Here is a 21,034-nt window from a genome sequence, read left to right on the forward strand (position 1 = left end):
CTCTATATGCAACTATATGGTTGCATGTCAAGCTTGCAAAAGGCCTGCCGGGCCCGAACTATGAAAAAATTTCAAGCGGATCAGCGCGCGCAGGCGATGCACAAATGGGCGGCGGGATCGATTTCGAGGCGCCGGTAGGCAATGGTTTCGCCGCACTCCGCGCACCAGCCATATTCCCCATCGTCCACCCGGTTCAGGGCGATCTCAATTCTCGCCAGGTCGCTGGTCCGGCGCCGCGCTTCGGCCTGGGCCATTTGCTGTTGCTGCATCGCGTCCATGCGCGACAGGCGGCCGACGCTCTGCTGGTCGAGTTCGACCGGTCCCCGCCAGCTGGCGCCCTCCTGATCGCGGGCCTTCAGTTCGGCTTGCCGCTCAAGCAGCAGATTTTTCAGGCTCTCGCGCTGCGAAGAGGAAAGCTCTTCGGCCAAGATTATTCCGCTTTCGGCGCCAGCAGATCCAGCGCCGCGGCGGTCATCGCCTCGGTACCCAGCGTGACGGATTCTCTCGGCGCGACCTTGAAGAAAGGGGAATGGTGAGAGGGCACCGGTGCCCCGCCGGCTTCCTCGCGATCAAAATCGGCCTGCGGCGTGCCGCCGACAGAGAAATAGACGCCCGGCACATCGGTGTTGGGCGCAACAAAATAGGCGAAATCCTCCGCGCCCATGCCTTCGCGCGGCTGGTTGTCGAACACGTCTTTACCGAACCGGCTGGCAAATACACCGATCACCCTTTTGGTCAGCTCTGCGTCATTATAGGTCGCCGGCGTCGATTCATGCGACACCAGAACCTCGGGCAACCTGTCCTCGGGCAGGCCGTTCATCCGGCCGACATTGGTCGCGATACGCTTGATGCCTTCGAGCAGCTTCGCCCTTGTGTCGGCGTCGTCCGAGCGAACCGTCAGCTGCATCGTCGCCTTGTCGGATATGATATTATGTTTGAAGCCGCTGTGGAAGGAACCGACGGTGACCACAGCGGGCTTGAGCGGGGCGATTTCCCGGCTGACAATCGTCTGCAGCGCCATGATGATTTCCGCGCCCATCACGATCGGATCCTTGCCGCGATGCGGGGATGCGCCATGCGCGCCGACGCCGTGGATGACGATGTCGACGCTGTCGGACGAACTGTAGGTGATCCCCTCGCTCAGCGCCAGCTTGCCGGTCGGCGTGTCCGCAGAGACATGAAAGGCCATGGCATAATCGGGCTTGGGAAACCGGCTAAAGAGTCCGTCTTCCATCATCAGCCGGGCGCCGCCGATCCGTTCTTCGGCCGGTTGCGCGATCAGCACCAGCGTGCCGGACCACTGGTCCTTCCTCGTGGCCATTTGCCGCGCAGTGCCGATCAGGGAAGTGATATGCACATCATGGCCGCAGGCGTGCATGACCGGCTTTTCCTCGCCGTCGATGCTGACCTGCTTCGCGGTCGACATATAGTCCAGCCCGCTGTCCTCGACGAGCGGCAGGCCGTCCATGTCGGCACGCAGCATCAGGGTGGGCCCTGCGCCATTTTCCATCACCGCGACAACGCCGGTGCCGCCGACCTTCTCGGTGACGGCGAAGCCGGAATCGCGCCATTTTTCCGCAATGATCGCGGCTGTGCGGGTTTCCTTGTAAGACAGTTCGGGGTTGCGGTGAAAATCGACAAACAGGGCTTCGAGCGTATTGTCATAGTCCGCCGCAATCGCGGCAGCCAGATCGGGTGAGGCCGAACCATTTTTCGCGATCGCGGGTGTTGTCCAGATCAGCGCGCTGCTAGCGGCCAGAGCCAAGAGATACTTCATATTTGTCTCCCTGTATTTTGCCTGCTTATGTCCCACCCTTGGCAAAAGCGCAAAGCCTGATGTCGCTGCGCCTGATCGCGCGGTCATCGATATGCCGCAGCGCGTCTGGGCGGTGAGGCGGCGTGCAACAAAAAGGGCAGGAGCGCTGTGCTCCTGCCCTGATCATTCTTTTATCTTGTCGTCGCGATCAACCGGCCGGGCATTTGCCGATATGCTTGCCGTTGCTCTTGGCCGAAATATTCACTTTCATGCCGGCTGCCCCGCCAACCATATTCATGGTCATGTCATAGCTGCTCGGTCCATATTGGCCGTCCATCTTCATGGTCATTTCGCCGGGGCCACCGCCCATATTGCTGCAGGACATTTCGGACGACACGGCGCCGCCGCTCATGTCGAATTTCGTGACCTCGCAATTGGTCTTTTCCTGTGCGGCAAAAAATTGCGCGCCGGGATTTTCCGCTTCTTCCTTGGTGATACAGGATTTTTTGGTCGTGACCTTGCCTTTCATGCTGTCAATGGCGCCGGCCGGCACGCCTTCCGGCAGTCCCTCGATTTCCACATCCACGATTTCCACGGTATTTTCCCATTCGCCGGGTTCAAGCGTAACGCGGTTCATTTCCTCGGCGACTTCCTCGGCGGTGATCTTTCCATCACCGTCTTGATCGGCGCCCTGTTCGGAACAGCCCCCGATCAGGCTGAGTACTGCTACAGATGCTAGTAATTTTCTCACGAGAACTTCCCTCTAATATTATGCTCTGCAAATAGTCTTAAGCTCATGTTCTGCGGATGTAAATTTTCTATCGCTGCTTTCGCCCAAAAACTGCACAACGGGGATGACATTGGTCCCTTTTTGTTCCATATCACTCTCATGACAGAATTGGTGATAAGAAGAGGCCTTGCCGAACCCGAAACCGGAGCAGATTTCGTTCCGCACAAGCCCCATCGGCCGGCAAAATCGGAAGGCGGAAGGCGCTTCAAGCTGGTCAGCGATTTTGAACCGGCGGGCGACCAGCCGACGGCTATCCGGGAACTGGTAGAGGGCATGCGCGATGAGGAGCGCGACCAGGTGCTGCTCGGGGTGACCGGGTCGGGCAAGACCTTCACCATGGCCAAGGTGATCGAGCAATTGCAGCGGCCGGCGCTGATTCTGGCGCCGAACAAGATATTGGCGGCGCAGCTGTACGGCGAGTTCAAGAATTTCTTTCCGGAAAATGCCGTCGAATATTTTGTCTCTTATTATGACTATTACCAGCCCGAAGCCTATGTCGCGCGGTCGGATACCTATATCGAGAAGGAAAGCTCGGTAAACGAGGCGATTGACCGGATGCGGCACAGCGCCACCCGTTCGCTGCTCGAGCGCGATGACGTGATCATCGTCGCTTCGGTGTCCTGTCTCTATGGCATCGGCTCGGTCGAGACCTATTCGGCGATGGTCTTTGATCTCAAGAAGGAACAGTCGGTCGACCAGCGGGATATCATCCGCAAGCTGGTGGCGCTGCAGTATAAGCGCAACGATATGGCCTTTGCCCGCGGCAGTTTTCGGGTGCGAGGCGACAATCTCGAGATTTTCCCGTCGCATTATGAAGATATGGCCTGGCGGATCAGCTTTTTCGGTGACGAGATCGAGGAGATTGTCGAATTTGATCCGCTGACCGGCAAGAAGGGCGCGAGCCTGAACAAGGTGCGGGTCTATGCCAATTCGCACCATGTGACGCCGGGGCCGACGATGAAACAGGCGATGGAAGCGATCAAGTTCGAGCTCGCCGAGCGGCTCAAGGAACTGGAGGCGGAAGGCAAATTGATCGAGCATCAGCGGCTGGAGCAAAGAACCAATTTCGATCTCGAGATGATCGCGGCCACCGGCAGCTGCGCCGGTATCGAAAATTATTCGCGCTTCCTGACCGGGCGCTTGCCCGGCGAGCCGCCGCCGACTTTGTTCGAATATCTTCCGGACAATGCGCTTCTGTTCGTCGACGAGAGTCACCAGACCGTGCCGCAAATCGGCGCCATGTCGAAGGGCGATCATCGCCGCAAGATCAACCTCGCGGAATATGGCTTCCGCTTGCCCAGCTGTATCGACAACCGCCCGTTGCGCTTCAACGAGTGGGACGCGATGCGGCCGCAGACGGTCAGCGTGTCGGCGACACCCGGGCCCTGGGAAATGGAGCAGACCGGCGGCGTGTTCAGCGAGCAGGTCATTCGCCCCACCGGGCTGATCGACCCGCCGGTCGAGATCAGACCGGTCGAAGACCAGGTCGACGACGTAATCAACGAATGCCGCAAGGTTGCCGAACAGGGCTATCGGACTTTGATCACCACGCTGACCAAGCGGATGGCCGAAGATCTGACCGAGTTCATGCACGAGGCCGGGATCAAGGTCCGCTATATGCACAGCGATGTCGAGACACTGGAGCGGATCGAGCTGATCCGCGACCTGCGGCTGGGCGTCTATGACGTGCTGGTCGGTATCAACCTGCTGCGCGAAGGTCTCGATATTCCGGAATGCGGGCTGGTGGCGATACTGGACGCCGACAAGGAAGGTTTTCTGCGCAGCGAGACCTCCCTGATCCAGACCATCGGCCGCGCCGCGCGCAATGTCGACGGCCGGGTCATTCTCTACGCCGACCGGATGACCGGCTCGATGGAGCGCGCGATCAGCGAGACCGACCGCCGCCGCGAGAAGCAGGTCGAATATAATCTCGAGCACGGCATCACGCCGCTGTCGATCAAGAAGAATATCGGTGATATCGTCGCCCACGCCACGGCCAAGGACATGGTCACCGGCGCGGTCGACGACGACAGCAAGCCTCTGGTCGGTCACAATCTGCGCGCCCATATCGAAAGCCTCGAAAAACAGATGCGCGATGCAGCGGCCGATCTGGAATTCGAAACCGCAGGCCGCCTGCGCGACGAAATCCGCAAACTGGAAGCCGAAGAACTGGGCCTGCCCGCCGACTTGCAGGTCGCCCAGCCGAAAGGCCGATCGACCGAGGGACGGCCGGGGACGCGGAAAATGGGCTATGGCAAGGTGCAACGGAAGTGATGTAGGGCGGCAATCGTTTCGACGAAAGACAGCCGGATATAGATTAAACGCATCGCCACTGCTTGTGTGAAGATCGTGACGGGTGCATGTTGCTAACGATAATCTGGGGAGAGACATCATGCGTGCTTCGATATTCCTGACATTGGCGGCTTCTGCCCTGGCGATTGCCGGTGCGGTCCATGCCACAGAGACCTCGCCGGTAACCGCGGATGTCGCAGCGGACAGGACTGCCGATTTGGAGACGGCTGTGACCGCTCCCGGGCGGGACGCGGCGGATGTCGCGCTCGACGGGAGTCGCAGTCCGGCCGAAGTGCTCGCTTTCATGGGGCTGGAGACCGGTGATGCCGTGCTCGATATTTTTGCCGGCGGTGGCTATTATAGCGAAATTCTGGCGCGTGCGGTCGGTCCGGACGGATCGGTTATCGCGGTCAATCCGCCGCAATTTGTTTCCAGCGAGCAGTCGAAGGAAAAATGGGCGAGCGTCACTGCGCGGCAGCCCAATGTGACAATGGTGCCTTCGCAATTGCCCGATTACAAGCCGGCGGAAAACAGCGTGGATTTTGCTATGCTCCATCTGATCTACCATGATTTTTACTGGCAGAGCGAAAAGTTCAAGTTCGACAGGATGGATCCGGCTGCCGTGCTGGCCAATCTCTATGCCGGCATGAAGCCCGGCGGTGTGGTCGCCGTGATCGACCATGTCGGTGTGCCGGGCGATACCCGCGCGGTGGTCGAGAAAACCCACCGGATTGATCCGGCGACCGCCCGCGCCGATTTCCTCAAGGCCGGGTTCGTGCTGGACGGGGAAAGCGAGATGTTCATCAACGCCGATGATGACCTGGAAACGAATGTCTTCGATCCGGCGGTACGCGGTAAAACCAGCCGCTTCGTCATGCGATTTCGCAAGCCCGGATAGCATCTGAAACGCTCTTTTCGGCGGAATTCTGCGACCGAATCAGTCGCAAATGTAACCACATGGAAAATAAGGCATTTTTTCTATGCCGCCAAAGACCGCCTAAGGGGACCCGAACGCCTGCCCCCGAGTTATGCATAAATTACGCAAAAATGTAATATAATTTCAATGGTTTACCAGTTGTTACCATAGTTTACATGACCGTTCAGGTCAGGTTAGCTAGAGGACCGCCATAGAGATTGCAGAGATTAGAACTGACCCGATAGCGATATTCCGGTGCGTCGGAATGCATTGAGGTCAGCACCAAAAAACACGGTTTCCCATTTCCGCCGGCGCAGGCTGGCTGGCGGACTGGAAGAGTTTGACCGGCGGCGCCTTTAACGAGGGTCGCACGCTGTCGGAACAGAGGGGGAGGCAGATCCTTGTTGTGTACTGGATCTGTCTCCCAACCCTCGGAAATAGTCATGAGCAGAATCTGCTTCGCAATTGGGTCCGGGGACCTGTTGACGAACGGTCTTCGGGGGGTCGCAGGCTGTCGTCCTATCCCCAGATCCTGGGGCGCAGGGCTGGTGCGCGCGTAATGTTTGCGTGCCAGTTCTGCAATTTTCCGTCAATCAGGATGCATATTTTACCGAGCAACCGTAAGGCCGCGCCTGGGCAACGCTTACCCTGTCGCCGGCCTTGATCTCTTTCAGCGCTGCCAGCACATGATTGCGGGCAGTTTTGATATCGGCGACATTCGCCGTGGGCTTGTCGTCTATTCCGCCCTGGTAGACCAAAGTCCCCGAACCATCGATGATATACATATGTGGCGTGGTCTTGGCACCATAGGCCTTGCCCACTACGCCCCTGGTATCGAACAGATAATGGGTGGACCGGATCTTCTGTTCTGCGATCAGCGCCTTCGCCTCGACGCCGGTCATATGACCCTGTTTGCCCTTGGCGCCGCTGTTGATGGTCAGCCAGACCGCACCCTGCTGAAGGGCTGCCGTCTGGGTCGCCTGCATATTGCCGCTGTTATAATGTTTGGCCACGAAAGGGCAGCCAGGATTGTGCCATTCCAGCACCACGGTCTTGCCGCGGAACTGCGACAGCTGCACCGTCTTGCCGTTCACGTCGGTAAGTTTGAAATCCTGGGCGATGGCACCGTTTCTCTGGGCCGCCGCCAGCGGGCTGGCCAATGCGATCGCTGCAATGGTTGCTGCTGTGAAGGCTGGAAAGTTTCGCATTGTCTGTCTCCGTTCGTGGGGGATGGAATCAAATGACCGCCTTTATACTGCCTTGCCCACGAGTTCTGTCAATGTCGCCACCGTGAGAATCTGCGGCAGGATGACCGGTTCTTTACCGGGCGCATAATAGAGATAGAGCGGTACGCCCGCGCGACCGTGTTTTTCCAGAAATCTGCTGATCACCGGATCAGGCCGAGTCCAGTCGCCCATCAGCACGGCGACGTCGGCGGCTTTAAAAGCCTCGGCGGTCTCGCTGCGCTGGATGGCGGCGGCTTCATTAGCCTTGCAGGTGATACACCAGTCGGCGGTGAAATAGGCAAAGACCGGCTGGCCGGATGCCCGGAGCTCGCTTAGGCGTGTCTCGCTGAAAGGCTCGCTTGGCAGCGTCGCTCCGGAGGCATGGGCCAGCTTCTGGTTCTTCATTGCCTCTTGGCCGGGCAGGGCGATGATGCCGCCTACTATGGCGGCAACCATGGCAGCGCTGGTCAGCGCACCGCGCGACAGGTCCTTCATCTGGCCCCCGCCGAACCACCACAGGATCAGGCTGACCGTGAGCAGGAAGACCAGCGACAGCCCTAGCGCATCGGTGCCGATCTGGCGACCGAGGAGCCAGATCAGGCCGATGCCGGTGAGGAACATCGGGATCGCCATGATCTTGCGGAAACTGTCCAGCCAGGGCCCGGGTTTGGGCAGCCGGCTGCGGATAGCCGGGACGAAGGCGATCAGGAGAAAGGGCAGGGCGAGGCCGACGCCCAGACCTGCGAAAATCACCAACGCGGCGATCGGTGGCAAGACGATGGTCGCGCCGAGAGCTGCGGCCATGAACGGGCCGGTGCAAGGAGTGGCGACAAAGGCGGCCAGCGCGCCGGTCCAGAAGGATCCGGCGGCGCCGTCCTTCCGTGTGAGCTTGTTGCCGAAATTGATATTGGGCAGTTCGAACAGGCCCGCAAGGTTGAGGCCGATGGCGGTCACCAGCGCAAGCAGCACAAAGATGATCCGCGGGTCCTGCAGCTGAAATGCCCAGCCGACCGCGGCTCCGCTGGCCCTCAGGCCAAGCAGGACCGCGCCGAGCGCTGTGGCAACCAGCACGACACCCGCCGTATAGGCCAGAGCATCGCGCCGGACGACCGCTTCATTGCCGCCGGCCTTGGCGAGGCTGATCGCTTTCAGGCTGAGTATCGGGAAAACGCAGGGCATCAGGTTGAGCAGCAGGCCGCCCAATATCGCGCCGCCTAGCGCGACAAACAGCAGCGAGGTGCCCGCCTCGCTGCTGTTTGTCGCGCTTTCGCCAGTAAGAGGAAGGCCGGTCATCGCGACTTCGCCTTTGCTGGCGGTGACCAGAAAGCCGTTGTGATCGCCGATTTTCAATATGCCGCTTATGGATTCAAAGCCGTCGCCGCGCGCGCCGGTTTCGAGGATCAGACGGTCGCCATCGCGGTTGAATGTCTGGGGCGCGGCATAGTCGACCACACCGTCTTCCAGAATGAAGAAATAGGGCTGGTCGATCTCGATATCGGCGGGCAGCGGAATGGACAGGCGAAACAGGTCTCCGTCCACGGCAAAACTGCCTTCGCTGCCGAGAGGGCGGGGAAGAGCGGCGCGGAATCCGTCAAATTTCTTGTCCGGTACGACCGATGCGTCCTTGCCGACAACCTGCAGGGTGATCGACAGTTCGTCCTGTTCGGGCACGCAAATCTCGTCGGTGCAGGACAGCCATTCGGATTTTACCGATATCGGCAGCGGTCCGGGACGGACGGCGTCGGACAGAGAGAGGGTGACAAGGACGGCATAGTCGCCCTTGTAGATATAGTTCATGATCCCCGAGATTAGCAGCCGGTCGGGAACCTGAAATTTTGCCGTTCCGGCGGTGACGCCCGCGGGCAAGGTCCAGTCAAAGCTCATGCCGATGCCGGCATCGCCGGGATTTTCCCAATAGCCGTGCCAGGTCGGCTTCGGTTCCATGACAAAGGCGAGAGTGACGCTTTCTCCCGCCTTCACCTGCTGCGATTCCGCCACCAATGTGGCCGGCACATTCAGCTCTGCATTGCCCAGCCGGTTCTGCGCTTGCGCAGCCGGGGCCAGAAACAGCGCCGCGAACATGAGCATGATCGAAAATAGGCGAAAATCAGATGTCATAAAAACTCACTATTTCCTGTTTAATCGCATTTAGGCTATTGGAGGGCCGCTTTCTATAGCGACATTCATCAGTGAGGACCATTCGTGCGAAATTTGACCCTAGTTACAGCCCTGACCGCGTCTATCATATTTTCCGGCAGCGCAAATGCGGAAGATCACAGCGGCACCGACAAAGCCCCGCCAAAGCTGGTTGTCGCCATTTCGGTGGACCAGTTTTCCGCCGATCTGTTCAGCGAATATCGCCGCAGCTTCACCGGGGGGCTGGACCGGCTGGCGAATGGCGCGGTCTTTCCGTCCGGTTACCAGTCGCATGCCGCGACCGAAACCTGCCCGGGTCATTCGACGATCATGACCGGCGTCCATTCCGGCCGCGCGGGCATCATTGCCAATAACTGGATCGACCTGTCGATCGCGCGCGAGGACAAGACCGTCTATTGCGCCGAGGACGAGCGGATCGACGGCACCAGCTTTGGCGATATTACGGCTCCAACGCAGGGCGATTATGTCGCTTCGGTCTGGCATCTGCTGGTGCCGACTTTGGGCGACCGGCTTAAAAAAATCTCGCCCGAGTCCCGCAATGTTGCAGTTGCGGGCAAGGACCGGGCCGCTCTGATGATGGGCGGCCATGATGTCGACGAGATCTACTGGTGGAAAGGCAAGGGCTTTTCCACGCTGCAGGGCCGCACGACAATGCCGGCAATCGCCGCGCTCAACGAGTCCATTGCTTCGACTATCGACAAGGCGCGCCCAGCTTATGCGGTGCCGGCCCATTGTGCTGCGCGCAACGCCCGCATTGCGCATGGCGAGGGCAAGTCGGTCGGCGACTATGCCTTCCAGCGTCCCGAAGGTGCGGCGAGCATTTACCGCGGTTCTCCGGACTTCGACGGATCGGTGATCGATGCAGCCACCGTCTTGCTCAACGAGCTCAAGCTGGGGCAGGGCGAAGCCACCGACATCTTGTCGATCGGACTGTCGGCCACCGATTATATCGGCCATGGCTTTGGCACCGAAGGGCTGGAGATGTGCATCCAGATGAGCGAGCTGGACCGGTCGCTGGGCGAATTTTTCGATATTTTGGACGGCGAGGGCATTGATTATGTCGTCATGCTGACCGCCGATCACGGCGGCCTGGATCTGCCGGAGCGAATGAGCCTGCAGGGCGTGCCGACCGCAGCGCGGATCGATCCCAATCTCAATGCAAAGACCATCGGCAAGAAGGTAGCCGAAGGGTTGCAGATTTCCGGCGACAAGCCCGTGCTCTTCGCCGACGGACCCTTTGGTGATTATTATGTCAGCACCGACCTTTCCGAAATGCAGCGCAAACAGGTCAAGGATAGCGCTATCGCCCTGATCGCCGCTCATGCGCAGGTGGAAATGGTGCTGGATCGCGACGAGATTGCCGCGACAGACGTGCCGCGCGGGTCACCCGAGGAATGGACGCTCAAACAGCGCGCCCGCGCCTCGTTCCATCCCGACCGGTCCGGCGATTTCGTCGTTCTGCTGAAAAAGGGCATAACCCCGATTGCCACGACCGCGCGCGGATATGTCGCAACCCATGGCAGCCCTTGGGACTATGACCGCCGGGTTCCGCTATTATTCTGGCACCAAGGCATCCGGCAATTTGAACAGCCGCTGTCGGTGATGACTGTCGATATCGCCCCGACGCTGGGCGCGCTTGTCGGTGTGGAAATTCCCGCCGACGAAACCGACGGACAATGTCTGGATATTGACGGCGGACCGGCAAACAGCTGCGAGTGAAGCCGGCGGCGTTCTAGCGCCGCTGGTATCGGGTCAGGCCGCGTCCGAGGCTATTGTTGGCAATCCGCAGCTGGTCACCGCTCCAGTCGGCAACAAACCAGGTGTTCCGGTTCACGCCTTTGGCGAGCGAGGCGCTGTTGGAGTGGATGTTGAGCCCCTCTGAACTATGGTCGCGGTCTTCGGCGGCGATGGCAATGAAGGCGCTCCAGTTTTCCTTGTTCTGCCCCTGCACGAAAACATTGCCGCTGATCACACCAGTAGCACCGGCCGGCAGGTCGATCATGTAATTGGTCGCGCGCCCCTGCGTGTCATCAAAGCTGTTGTTGTTGATCGTCGCCCGGGGTGCGCGGCTTTTGACATAATGGCCGCCGCTGCCCTTTTCGAACCGGCTGTTGGTCACCTTCAGCGATCGGAAATCGCCGATATAGATGCTGTGCGCGCAGGACAGGCCGCGATCGCAGCGTCCCAGCCGCTGGAAGGTCGACCGGTCGATGACGATTTCCGCGCTCGGGTCATCGGCGCTCAATATGCCCTGTTCGGCGTTCCGGAACATGGCGTTGTAGATATAGAGATCACCGCGCTCGATCCGGATGCCGGCGCCATTGCCGTCGGGAACCCGCTGGTTCTGGAAGATGATGCCGTTGATCGTGGCCGCCTTGCCGCGCAGCACGAGACTGGCCTTGCCCTCGCAAACACCGCCATCGAATATGGTCTGGCCGGGGACCGCTGCCTTGTAGGTGATACGGCCGGCTTTCTGGACGGCGCAATCGCCATAGGATCCGGGCGCGATTACGATCGTGGCGTTATTGCCGCCGATGGCTGCAACCGCCTCGGCCAGACGACCAAAGGTTTCGCCGGTTTCCTGAACCTTGAACGGCGCATCGCGCTGCGCCTGCACCGCGGTTCCGGCGACAGAAGCCGTGATGATTGCGGCGATCAGCGGGGTCTTGAAATTCATTTCGGCCATCCTGAATCGGGGGAATAGGGCATTTTCAATATCGCTTGCCACGATGGCAAACAATATAAAAGCATGGGCCGTCCCAGATGAATCCAGGCTGAGCGACAAAGGTTAAAGGGTTAATCCGCCAGACTTATTCGTTGAGATTGGGGCGCAGCCACTGTCGTGCCTGATCCACCGACACACCGCGTCTCGTCGCATATTCCTCGACCTGGTCCTCGCCGATCCGGGCCACGCCGAAATAATCGGCCTGCGGATGGGCAAAATAGAAACCGGAAACCGCAGCGGTCGGCGTCATTGCAAAGCCGCTGGTCAGCTCGATACCGGTATTCTCTGTTGCATCCAGCATGTCGAACAATATCGGTTTCAGACTATGGTCCGGGCAGGCGGGATAGCCGGGGGCAGGGCGAATGCCCTGATATTTCTCGCGGATCAGATCCTTGTTGTTCAAATGCTCGTCCGCGGCATAGCCCCACAGGTCTTTCCGGACATGTTCGTGCATGCGCTCGGCAAAGGCCTCGGCCAGCCGGTCAGCCAGCGCCTTCAGCAGGATGCTGTTATAGTCATCCTTGTCCATCTCGAACCGCTGGACATGTTCTTCGATACCGTGACCGGCGGTGACGGCAAAGCCGCCGATCCAGTCGTCCTGGCTATCGATGAAATCGGCGAGGCAATTGTTCGGCTTGCCGCCGCGCTTGACCACCTGCTGCCGCAGCATCGGCAGCGTGAATTCCGCATTTTCCGGCGAGACGAGAATATCGTCATTCTCGCGCCGCGCCCGCCAGATACCGGCCACGCCTTTAGCGGTCAGCCATTTTTCCTCGATAATCTGGTCAAGCATCACCTGCGCGTCGCGGAACAGGTCCGTTGCGCTCTCGCCGACGATCTTGTCGGTCAGGATCGCGGGATAATTGCCCGCCAGTTCCCAGGCGCGGAAAAACGGCGTCCAGTCGATATAGTCGCGTAAATCGGCAAGGTCCCAGTCCTCATAGACGTGCAATCCCGGCTTGGCTGGTGCCGGGGCCTTGAGGCTCATGTCGACCACAGCGGCATTGGCACGGGCTTCTTCGAGTGTTGCCAGTTTCTTCCCGGTCTTGCCGGCGCGTGCGATCCGCACCTGCTCGTAATCTTCGCGGGTCTTCGCGATAAAGGGTTCGGCCTGGGTGTCGCTGACCAGTTGCGACGCCACGCCGACGGCGCGGCTGGCGTCCAGCACATAGATCGTGGGTCCGGAATAGGCAGGTTCTATCCGCAGCGCCGTGTGCGTTTTTGACGTGGTCGCGCCGCCGATCAGCAGCGGCACCGACATTTTTGCCCGTTCCATTTCTTCCGCAACGGTCACCATTTCATCGAGCGAGGGCGTAATCAACCCCGACAGCCCAATGATATCGGCGTCATTTTCATTCGCGGCCTTCAATATATCGGTCCACGCGACCATCACGCCCAGATCGATGACTTCAAAGCCGTTACACTGCAACACGACGCCGACGATATTCTTGCCGATATCATGCACATCGCCCTTGACCGTGGCCATGATGATCTTGCCCTTGCCCTTGGCATTCTCGTCCTTCTCGGCTTCGATATAGGGGAAGAGATGGGCGACGGCCTTCTTCATCACGCGCGCGGATTTCACCACCTGCGGCAGGAACATCTTGCCCGAACCGAACAGATCGCCGACGACATTCATGCCGTCCATCAACGGGCCTTCGATCACTTCGATCGGGCGGCCTTCGCGCGCCTTGACGGCGAGGCGCATTTCCTCGGTATCTTCGATGATATGGGCGTCGATACCCTTGACCAGCGCATGTTCCAGCCGCTTGTGCACTTCATAGCCGCGCCACTCTGCCGCTGCCTTTTCCGCCACTTCGTCGGTGCCGCGAAATTTTTCGGCGAGCGTGATCAGCCGGTCGGTCGCATCCTCGCGCCGGTCGAATATCACATCTTCGCAAAGTTCGCGCAGTTCGGGATCGATGTCGTCGTAAATATCAAGCTGACCGGCGTTGACGATCGCCATATCCATACCGGCAGGGATCGCGTGGTAGAGAAAGACGCTGTGCATTGCCTTGCGCACCGGTTCGTTGCCGCGGAAGCTGAAAGAGAGGTTGGAAAGGCCGCCGGAAATATGGACATGCGGGCAGCGTTTGCGGATTTCCCGCGTCGCCTCGATAAAGTCGACGCCGTAGCGGCGATGCTCGTCAATCCCGGTGGCGATGGCAAAGACATTGGGGTCGAAGATGATATCTTCCGGCGGAAAGCCGATGCCGGTCAGCAGCTTGTAGGCGCGTTCGCAAATCTCGACCTTGCGGTCCCTGGTGTCGGCCTGTCCGGTTTCATCAAAGGCCATGACCACGACGGCAGCGCCATAAGCCATGCACTTGCGCGCATGTTTGAGGAATTCTTCCTCGCCTTCCTTCATCGAGATCGAGTTGACAATCGGCTTGCCGGAGACGCATTTCAGGCCCGCCTCGATCACCGACCATTTGCTGCTGTCGATCATCACGGGGACCCGCGCGATATCGGGCTCGGCGGAGATCAGCTTGAGAAAGGTGGTCATCGCATGATGCGCGTCGAGCAGGCCTTCGTCCATGTTGATATCGATCACCTGCGCGCCATTCTCGACCTGCTGGCGAGCGACTTCGACCGCAGCCTCATAATCATCATTGAGGATGAGCTTCTTGAAGCGGGCAGAGCCGGTAACATTGGTGCGTTCGCCGATATTGACGAAATTGGTGGAAGAGGACTGTGTCATAATATATTATTGTTATCCGTTGGTCCCGACCGGAGCCGAGCGACATTCATTTTACGCGATCCGTGCCACGCCCCCGCGCGATACGAAAAACAAATCCGTTTGTTCAGGCCGCCATCGTAAACGGCTCGAGACCCGAAAGCCGCGTCCGGACCGTCACATCGGGTATCCTGCGCGGCTCCTGATCGGCAACCGCCTTTGCGATGGCTGCGATATGCTCCGGTGTGGTGCCGCAGCAGCCGCCGACGATATTGACCAGGCCATCTTTCAGCCAGTCACCGATCAATTCCGCCGTCTCGTCCGGCATTTCGTCATATTCGCCGAGATCATTGGGCAGGCCGGCATTGGGATAGGCCATGATCAGCGTATCCGCCTCTTTCGCCAGCATGGCGAGATGGGGACGCAGCTGGTCGGCGCCAAAGGAACAGTTGAGGCCGATGGTCAGCGGCTTCAGGTGCCGGACCGCGTGCCAGAAAGCCTCGACCGTGTGACCCGACAGATTGCGGCCGGACAGGTCGGTCAGGGTCATCGAGATCATCAGTGGGATATCCCGGCCGCTCGCTTCGGCGGCTTCCATCGCCGCCATGCCGGCGCATTTAGCGTTCAGCGTGTCAAAGATCGTTTCGATCAGCAGAAAATCTACCCCGCCCTCGATCAGCGCGTCGCACTGCGCCCGGTAGACGCCTTTCAGATAGTCATAGTCGATTTCGCGGAAGCCCGGGTCGTTGACATCGGGGGACAGGGACAGCGTCTTGTTGGTCGGGCCGATGGATCCGGCGACAAAGCGCGGCCGTCCGTCCCTGGCCTCGGCCTTGTCGCAAGCCGCGCGCGCGATCTCGGCCGACTTGACGTTCAGATCGCGGACCAGATGTTCGCAGCCATAATCGGCCTGGCTGATCTCGGTCGAACTGAAGGTGTTGGTTTCGATTATGTCGGCGCCGGATTCTAGATAGGACGTATGAATGGCTTCAATGATGTCCGGCCGGGTCAGGCTGAGCAGATCATTATTGCCCTTCTGGTCGTCGGTCAGGTCGAGACTGCCGCGATAATCATCTTCGCCCAGCCGATAGTTCTGGATCGCCGTACCATAGCCGCCGTCGAATACCAATATGCGCTCTTCGGCCAGCTTCGTCAGTTGTTCGCGTGGGCTGGTCATGCTGCTTTCTCCTGTTGCGTGCCGCCCGGACGCTTGCCGAGCAAATGACAGATCGCGTAGCTGAGCTCCGCCCGGTTGAGCGTGTAGAAATGGAATTGCCGCACACCGCCGGCATAAAGCTTGCGGCACAGTTCCGCGGCCACCGTGGCCGCGATCAGTTGCCGCGCCGAAGGATGGTCGTCCAGCCCTTCGAACAGGTCGTTCATCCATGCCGGGATTTCCGCGCCGCACATGCCGGCGAACTTGCGGGTCTGGGCCACGTTCGACACCGGCAATATGCCGGGTACCAGTTCCGCATCGATTCCGGCGGCCGCTGCGGCATCGCGGAAGCGGAAGAAGGCTTCGGCGGTGAAGAAAAACTGGGTAATCGCGCGGGTAGCTCCCGCGTCGAGCTTGCGCTTGAGATTGTCGAGGTCGCTCTGCGGACAGTCGGCATCGGGATGGGTCTCCGGATAGGCGGCCACCGATATCTCGAAAGGCGCGATATCGCTCAGGCCCTTCACCAGATCGGCAGCGCTGGCATAGCCTTGCGGATGGGGCTCGAAAGCCTGGCCTTCGGTTGGCGGATCGCCGCGCAAGGCGACAATATGGCGAACGCCGGCATCCCAATAGGAGCGGGCGACGTCAGCGATTTCCGCCTTGCTGGCACCGACGCAGGTCAGATGCGCCGCAGCCGGAATATCGGTTTCCTGCGCTATTCTGGCGACCGTGGCATGGGTGCGTTCGCGCGTGGTGCCACCCGCACCATAAGTCACCGAGACAAAGCGCGGACTAAGCGGTTGCAGCGTGAGCACGCTATCCCAGAGGGTCTTTTCCATCTTTTCCGATTTCGGCGGAAAAAATTCGAACGACACATCAGCATCGCCGCTCAATCCTGCAAAAAGCGGAGCATCCAGCGCCCGCTTGGCCTCTTCCAGTTCGATCAGCCCCATCGGCCGCTTCGGATTATTCATGCTGATGCTCTTTTCAAATTTTTACTTCGGGGAGACAATTTGCCGGAACCGTGATGCAGGCTGGGCACGGTGGTTTTTCTGGCAACCCAGATTTTCACTGTCAGCTCGCCGCCATCGAGCGTTCTGGTCTGTACAAGGTCCAGATGCGATGCGCCGAGCCAATGTTTCATGCTGTCATCGCTGAAACCCAGCCTTGCGTGGGCATGTTCGGTGCGCAGGTCTTCCCGGTCATGGGCAGCGAAATCGGCGATCAGGACCAGGCCATCCGGTCTCAAGACCCGCGATACTTCGACCAGAACGGCTTCGGGATGCTGTGCATAATGCAGGACCTGATGGAGAATGACGCTGTCCACCGCACCATTTTCCAGCGGCAGATTGTTGAAGTCGCCTTGCTTCAACTCGGTTTTCTGTACCAGACCGGATTCGCCGTCGCTTTCGCTCTCGAGCAGTTTTGCCCGTGCCAGCCGCAGCATTTCGGGGCTGTTGTCGATCGCGACGACCGATTGTGCCGAGGCTCCGAACAGTTCGACCATCCGGCCCGTGCCGGTTCCGATATCGAGCATCCGGCCCAGCGGCGCATCGCGCAGCAGGGCGAGCATCGCCCGCTCGACTTCCTCTTCGGGCAGATGGAGCGAGCGGATGGCGTCCCATTCTTCGGCATGGGCCGAGAAATAGCGCTCGGCCATTTCGGCGCGGGCCTTGCGAACCAGTGCCAGCTGCGCCTGGTCCTGCAGCGCCTGTTCGGACTTTGCCACCTTGTCCGAACGGAAAATGCGTCCCAATGTCTCCAGTTCGGAAGCCGGTCCGGGCTTGAGAAAGACCCAGCTTCCTTCTTTGCGGCGTTCTGCCAGTCCGGCTTCGTCCAATATTCTGATATGGCGGGAAATGCGCGGCTGGCTCTGGTCCAGAATTTGTGCCAGTTCGCCGACTGCCAGTTCCATCTTCTGCAGCAACAGCATGATTCGCAATCGTGTAGGGTCGGCAAGTGCCCTGAATATGTTCAAAATTTGGTCCATGTTGAATGGCTATATAAAGAAATCTTTATATCTGGTCAATCGGCTTGATCTTCCGCCCGTGGCTTTATCATTCGCTTGTCAGGTCTAGGAGATTTTACACCGCAGAAAGGGCCAAATCAGGTTCTTCATTGCGTTCATTCGGCCATATCGCTAAAGATGGGCACCGCAGGCCAGAGGAGCTGATAAAACTCCCCGCCGGCTTGGTTTTTGAGGACTAAAATAGAGGGTTACCCCAATGAAAAAAGTTACAACATCAATCGTACTCGCCGCTGCACTTGGCCTGGCCGCATGCTCCGGCGCAGACAATGCCGAAACCGGTGCTGAAGAAGCAGTAGAAGGCACAGAAGCAACGGCTGAAGAAGCTGCTGCTGATGCCATGGATGCTGCCGAAGGCGAAGCTGACGCCATGGGCGAAGCAGCCGCTGAAGCAACTGCCGAAGCTGCTGATGCCGCTGGTGAAGCTGCTGTAGCCGCTGGCGAAGCTGCTAAAACGGCTGGCGCTGCTGCCAAGGATGCTGCAAACAATGCAGTAGACAAAGCTGCCGCTGCTGCAAAAGACGCAGTCAACTAAGCTTTATAAAATCTACAAGAAAAAGGGCTGTCTGCGGACGGCCCTTTTTTTTGTCTTTGGTCCGGCTCGAACAGTCTTTATGGAGATCTCATGAGAACCATTGTCAGCATCATGATATTGGCCGGACTGGCCGCCTGCGGTCCGGCGCAAAATGATCCCGGACCCGGTGGCGTGACCGTCGGCGAGGCCAAGGCGCTGGACGAGGCGGCGAAAATGCTGGACGAGCGCAACGAGCCGCCCGACTTGACGGAAAATATTACTGTCGGTGAGGTTGAAGGCGAATAGCTTCAGCCCGGGTGATAGCGGCCCACGGCCCGCGTTACCGCCTGCATCATACGCATGCGTTCGGGGATCGAGGCGGTCGTATCACCCAGCATCACCACCACTGCATAGCGCGTACCATCTGGCGCGGTCATGATGCCGATATCATTATAGCCGGTCGCCACCGAACCGAGCACCTGGCCGGTGCCGGTCTTGTGCAGGAATTCCCAGCCCGCGGGTACACCGGCCTTCAGCCGGTTGGGACCGCTGCGCGTGCGCTTCAATATCGACTGCAGCAATTTGGTTGAATTGGGCGAGAGCAGTTCCCCGCGGGCCAGCTTGTCGAGCGCGCGGACGATTGCGCGCGGACTGGCTCCGTCAACCGGATCTGCCAGATAGGCGTCGAGCGACTGGCGGCGCCGTTCGACCGGCACTTTTGCACGGGCTGCATAGAAGGACCGGCGATAGGACAGGTCCTGCTTCCATTCCATTCCGGCAATGCCGGCCTGCAACAGCCGCTCGCCGGGACCGAAGCGGATTTTTCCCAGATCGTTCTTGTCGATGAACTTGCGCACGGCCTCGGGGCCGCCGGCGTGCCGCAACAGGGCGTCATTCGCGGTATTGTCGCTGCTGGCCAGGGCCTTTTCCAGCAGCGTATAGACGGATTTCACCACGGCGCCTTCCCGTTCGACTTCAACCGCCATCGGCTGGTGGAACAGGGTGAGGTCTTCCTTGCCGATCCGGATCGGGTCGGACAGGGACGCCCGGCCCTGGTCGATCTTGTCGAGCATGGCCATGGCCACCCAGAGTTTGGACACGCTTTGCTGCGGGAAATATTCGTCGATCCGGTGGCCGAATTCCCATTCACCATCGATTCGTTTGATCGCAATGCCGGTCTTTCCCGGAAAGGTCCGCCACAGTTGGTCTATCTCGCGGACCAGCGCCGGGTCGGGCCGCTCGCGGGATGTATTTGTGGCAGGCGGGGCCGAGGGGGCCGGGTTCTGATAGACGGGGGGCGGAGCCTTGCCCGGCTTTGCCGTCGGGCGGTTCGAGGCGGAAACACAGGCTGCCAGTGTGACGGTGAGCATCAAGGTCAAGAAATGCCGAAAATGTCTCATGAGCGGCCGATCGTCTGCTGTTGTTATGTTCATATAGCCTTCTAACTACCCGACCCCGTCTGAACAGGGGCAAAACCGCCGGTTGCGGTGAATGATTCTCCTGCTGCGACAGATTGCCCCGGCCGGCGCGCAAACCGGTTGGACCCGATAGCCGGCGGCTATTTCAGGAAGCCGAAATTGAATCGGCGGGTAACCCGATAGTCCAGCGTGTTCACCAGAAAATAGGACAGGGTCCAGCGCAGCCGGTTGAGAAGGGTGCGGCGGGATTTGTGCAACGCCGGCGTGATGGCTTCGCTCTGCTCGTGCAGGATGTCGATCACGCTGCGCGCATGATCGGCGAAGGCACCATCCTCGATCCGCAGCATCATTTCCACATTGATGAACAGGCTGCGCAGATCGAAATTTGCCGAACCGATATAGACAGCATCGTCGACGACCACCAGTTTCGTGTGGAGGCGTCTGGGCTGGAATTCGAACAGGCGCGCATGCCGTTTCAGCAGATATCCGTAAAGCAGCCGGCTCGCCCCCATGGTCGCGCCATTGTCGGTCTTGCCGGGTAATATGATCCGGCTTCGCCCGCCGCGCTTTGACAGTCCGCCAATCCGCCGCAAGAGGCCCTGTCCCGGCGAAAAATAGGCGGAGACGAGATCCAGCCGACTGCCGCTCTCCAGATCATTCTTGATCGCCCGCGCCCAGCGGCTCAGGCGATTGCTCGGTCCGCCGAGAAGCCACTGGAACTTGCCCGCGCCGGCCTCCCAGTGGCGCACCATCCTGCGCAGCGAACGCATATTGCCATTGTCCTGGTACACCCAGTTGGACAATAGCCGAAAATAGCTGGCGAGACTGGCAACCTCGGGCCCCTTTATTTCCAGACCCAGATCTTCCCAGCTATCGTCGCTCTGGTCGTCCGCGCCGGTCTGCTGATGCACGGCAAAATATTCATCGGCGATGTTGAACCCGCCGATCAGGGCGCAGCAATCGTCCGCGATGATCATCTTTTGATGATTGCGGACAAAATAGCTGGTCGAGAAACGCGGGCTGAAGACCCTGAACTTCCCGCCCGCCGCGACAAACGGATCGAAAAAGGCGCGCGGCGCGCCATTGGAGCCAAAACTGTCGACCATCATTTCCACGGCAACGCCCCGTTCGCAGGCGGCTATCAGGATATCGAGAATTTTCCGGCCGATCAGATCATCCTCGAACATGTAGAAGAAAAGCCGGAGGCTTTCGTCGGCCCGCTCGAGCAGGTTCACCAGCGCGGAAAGGCGTTCGTCCGGCGCACGGACCAGCCGCAGCCGGTTCCCGCCGACGTCGAACCATTGCGCTCGTCCGGCTTGCCATAACAGTTTATTCGCGGGGGTGTTTTTCATGATGTCGGGGCATAGATTATCCCCGTCGC

17 protein-coding genes are annotated in these 21,034 nt (G+C 59.5%); 5 read left to right on the forward strand and 12 right to left on the reverse strand.

The window, feature by feature from the left end; translation table 11 throughout:
- Positions 1 to 80 precede the first annotated feature (80 nt).
- From CHN51_RS20210 to CHN51_RS11015, 3 genes are all read right to left on the reverse strand, one after another.
- Positions 81 to 428, reverse strand: a complete 348-nt coding sequence (locus CHN51_RS20210) for a TraR/DksA family transcriptional regulator (RefSeq protein ID WP_100094054.1) — start codon at positions 426 to 428, stop codon at positions 81 to 83.
- 2 nt (positions 429 to 430) lie between these two features.
- Entirely contained in the window at positions 431 to 1,777 is a 1,347-nt protein-coding gene (locus CHN51_RS11010) for an amidohydrolase (protein WP_100094055.1), read from the reverse strand.
- Between the two features lie 187 nt (positions 1,778 to 1,964).
- Positions 1,965 to 2,507, reverse strand: coding sequence for a DUF3617 domain-containing protein (locus tag CHN51_RS11015; RefSeq protein WP_100094056.1), 543 nt, complete (start codon positions 2,505 to 2,507; stop codon positions 1,965 to 1,967).
- Positions 2,508 to 2,645: 138 nt separating this feature from the next.
- Between CHN51_RS11015 and uvrB the strand changes: the two genes are divergently transcribed.
- Both uvrB and CHN51_RS11025 read left to right on the forward strand, forming a co-directional pair.
- Positions 2,646 to 4,820, forward strand: a complete 2,175-nt coding sequence (uvrB, locus tag CHN51_RS11020) for an excinuclease ABC subunit UvrB (RefSeq protein WP_100095590.1) — start codon at positions 2,646 to 2,648, stop codon at positions 4,818 to 4,820.
- 118 nt (positions 4,821 to 4,938) lie between these two features.
- Positions 4,939 to 5,736, forward strand: coding sequence for a methyltransferase (locus tag CHN51_RS11025; RefSeq protein WP_240616697.1), 798 nt, complete (start codon positions 4,939 to 4,941; stop codon positions 5,734 to 5,736).
- Between the two features lie 611 nt (positions 5,737 to 6,347).
- On the opposite strand, the gene CHN51_RS11030 is transcribed toward CHN51_RS11025, so the two are convergent.
- Entirely contained in the window at positions 6,348 to 6,962 is a 615-nt protein-coding gene (locus tag CHN51_RS11030; RefSeq protein ID WP_100094057.1) for a thioredoxin family protein, read from the reverse strand.
- A gap of 42 nt (positions 6,963 to 7,004) precedes the next feature.
- Positions 7,005 to 9,098, reverse strand: coding sequence for a protein-disulfide reductase DsbD domain-containing protein (locus CHN51_RS11035; RefSeq protein WP_100094058.1), 2,094 nt, complete (start codon positions 9,096 to 9,098; stop codon positions 7,005 to 7,007).
- A 93-nt stretch (positions 9,099 to 9,191) separates the two neighbouring features.
- Here CHN51_RS11035 and CHN51_RS11040 point away from each other — a divergent pair, with 93 nt between their 5' ends.
- Positions 9,192 to 10,856: an alkaline phosphatase family protein gene (locus CHN51_RS11040; RefSeq protein ID WP_240616698.1), complete on the forward strand. Its 1,665-nt coding sequence runs from the start codon at positions 9,192 to 9,194 to the stop codon at positions 10,854 to 10,856.
- A gap of 13 nt (positions 10,857 to 10,869) precedes the next feature.
- On the opposite strand, the gene CHN51_RS11045 is transcribed toward CHN51_RS11040, so the two are convergent.
- The 5 genes from CHN51_RS11045 to CHN51_RS11065 all read right to left on the reverse strand — a co-directional run bounded on the left by CHN51_RS11045 (position 10,870) and on the right by CHN51_RS11065 (position 17,685).
- The gene (locus tag CHN51_RS11045) at positions 10,870 to 11,814 is read right to left on the reverse strand and encodes a right-handed parallel beta-helix repeat-containing protein (protein WP_100095593.1); all 945 of its coding nucleotides are present in this window, start codon (positions 11,812 to 11,814) and stop codon (positions 10,870 to 10,872) included.
- A gap of 133 nt (positions 11,815 to 11,947) precedes the next feature.
- A complete protein-coding gene (metH, locus tag CHN51_RS11050) occupies positions 11,948 to 14,563 on the reverse strand; it encodes a methionine synthase (protein ID WP_100094059.1) in 2,616 nt (871 codons plus the stop codon).
- Between the two features lie 103 nt (positions 14,564 to 14,666).
- Positions 14,667 to 15,716, reverse strand: coding sequence for a homocysteine S-methyltransferase family protein (locus CHN51_RS11055; protein WP_100094060.1), 1,050 nt, complete (start codon positions 15,714 to 15,716; stop codon positions 14,667 to 14,669).
- The gene (metF, locus tag CHN51_RS11060) at positions 15,713 to 16,669 is read right to left on the reverse strand and encodes a methylenetetrahydrofolate reductase (RefSeq protein WP_240616699.1); all 957 of its coding nucleotides are present in this window, start codon (positions 16,667 to 16,669) and stop codon (positions 15,713 to 15,715) included. The genes CHN51_RS11055 and metF overlap by 4 nt, the downstream gene beginning before the upstream one ends.
- A complete protein-coding gene (locus tag CHN51_RS11065) occupies positions 16,666 to 17,685 on the reverse strand; it encodes a metalloregulator ArsR/SmtB family transcription factor (protein ID WP_100094061.1) in 1,020 nt (339 codons plus the stop codon). The genes metF and CHN51_RS11065 overlap by 4 nt, the downstream gene beginning before the upstream one ends.
- Before the next feature lie 235 nt (positions 17,686 to 17,920).
- On the opposite strand from CHN51_RS11065, the gene CHN51_RS11070 reads away from it, so the two are divergent.
- A complete protein-coding gene (locus CHN51_RS11070) occupies positions 17,921 to 18,256 on the forward strand; it encodes a hypothetical protein (protein WP_100094062.1) in 336 nt (111 codons plus the stop codon).
- 90 nt (positions 18,257 to 18,346) lie between these two features.
- Entirely contained in the window at positions 18,347 to 18,541 is a 195-nt protein-coding gene (locus CHN51_RS11075) for a hypothetical protein (RefSeq protein ID WP_100094063.1), read from the forward strand.
- Between the two features lie 2 nt (positions 18,542 to 18,543).
- On the opposite strand, the gene CHN51_RS11080 is transcribed toward CHN51_RS11075, so the two are convergent.
- Entirely contained in the window at positions 18,544 to 19,605 is a 1,062-nt protein-coding gene (locus CHN51_RS11080; protein ID WP_240616953.1) for a serine hydrolase, read from the reverse strand.
- Positions 19,606 to 19,793: 188 nt separating this feature from the next.
- A complete protein-coding gene (locus tag CHN51_RS11085) occupies positions 19,794 to 21,005 on the reverse strand; it encodes a phosphatidylserine/phosphatidylglycerophosphate/cardiolipin synthase family protein (protein ID WP_164089123.1) in 1,212 nt (403 codons plus the stop codon).
- Between the last annotated feature and the right edge of the window lie 29 nt (positions 21,006 to 21,034).

The sequence above is a fragment of the Sphingorhabdus sp. YGSMI21 genome, assembly GCF_002776575.1.
Taxonomy (GTDB): Bacteria; Pseudomonadota; Alphaproteobacteria; order Sphingomonadales; family Sphingomonadaceae; genus Parasphingorhabdus.

Excerpts from the sequence above, each read along its gene's own strand:
- CHN51_RS11010 (WP_100094055.1), bottom strand. The coding sequence starts at position 1,777 with ATGAAGTATCTCTTGGCTCTGGCCGCTAGCAGCGCGCTGATCTGGACA.
- uvrB (WP_100095590.1), top strand. The coding sequence starts at position 2,646 with ATGACAGAATTGGTGATAAGAAGAGGCCTTGCCGAACCCGAAACCGGA.
- CHN51_RS11025 (WP_240616697.1), top strand. The coding sequence starts at position 4,939 with ATGCGTGCTTCGATATTCCTGACATTGGCGGCTTCTGCCCTGGCGATT.
- CHN51_RS11030 (WP_100094057.1), bottom strand. The coding sequence starts at position 6,962 with ATGCGAAACTTTCCAGCCTTCACAGCAGCAACCATTGCAGCGATCGCA.
- CHN51_RS11035 (WP_100094058.1), bottom strand. The coding sequence starts at position 9,098 with ATGACATCTGATTTTCGCCTATTTTCGATCATGCTCATGTTCGCGGCG.
- CHN51_RS11045 (WP_100095593.1), bottom strand. The coding sequence starts at position 11,814 with ATGAATTTCAAGACCCCGCTGATCGCCGCAATCATCACGGCTTCTGTC.
- metH (WP_100094059.1), bottom strand. The coding sequence starts at position 14,563 with ATGACACAGTCCTCTTCCACCAATTTCGTCAATATCGGCGAACGCACC.
- CHN51_RS11055 (WP_100094060.1), bottom strand. The coding sequence starts at position 15,716 with ATGACCAGCCCACGCGAACAACTGACGAAGCTGGCCGAAGAGCGCATA.
- metF (WP_240616699.1), bottom strand. The coding sequence starts at position 16,669 with ATGAATAATCCGAAGCGGCCGATGGGGCTGATCGAACTGGAAGAGGCC.
- CHN51_RS11065 (WP_100094061.1), bottom strand. The coding sequence starts at position 17,685 with ATGGACCAAATTTTGAACATATTCAGGGCACTTGCCGACCCTACACGA.
- CHN51_RS11070 (WP_100094062.1), top strand. The coding sequence starts at position 17,921 with ATGAAAAAAGTTACAACATCAATCGTACTCGCCGCTGCACTTGGCCTG.
- CHN51_RS11075 (WP_100094063.1), top strand. The coding sequence starts at position 18,347 with ATGAGAACCATTGTCAGCATCATGATATTGGCCGGACTGGCCGCCTGC.
- CHN51_RS11080 (WP_240616953.1), bottom strand. The coding sequence starts at position 19,605 with ATGCTCACCGTCACACTGGCAGCCTGTGTTTCCGCCTCGAACCGCCCG.
- CHN51_RS11085 (WP_164089123.1), bottom strand. The coding sequence starts at position 21,005 with ATGAAAAACACCCCCGCGAATAAACTGTTATGGCAAGCCGGACGAGCG.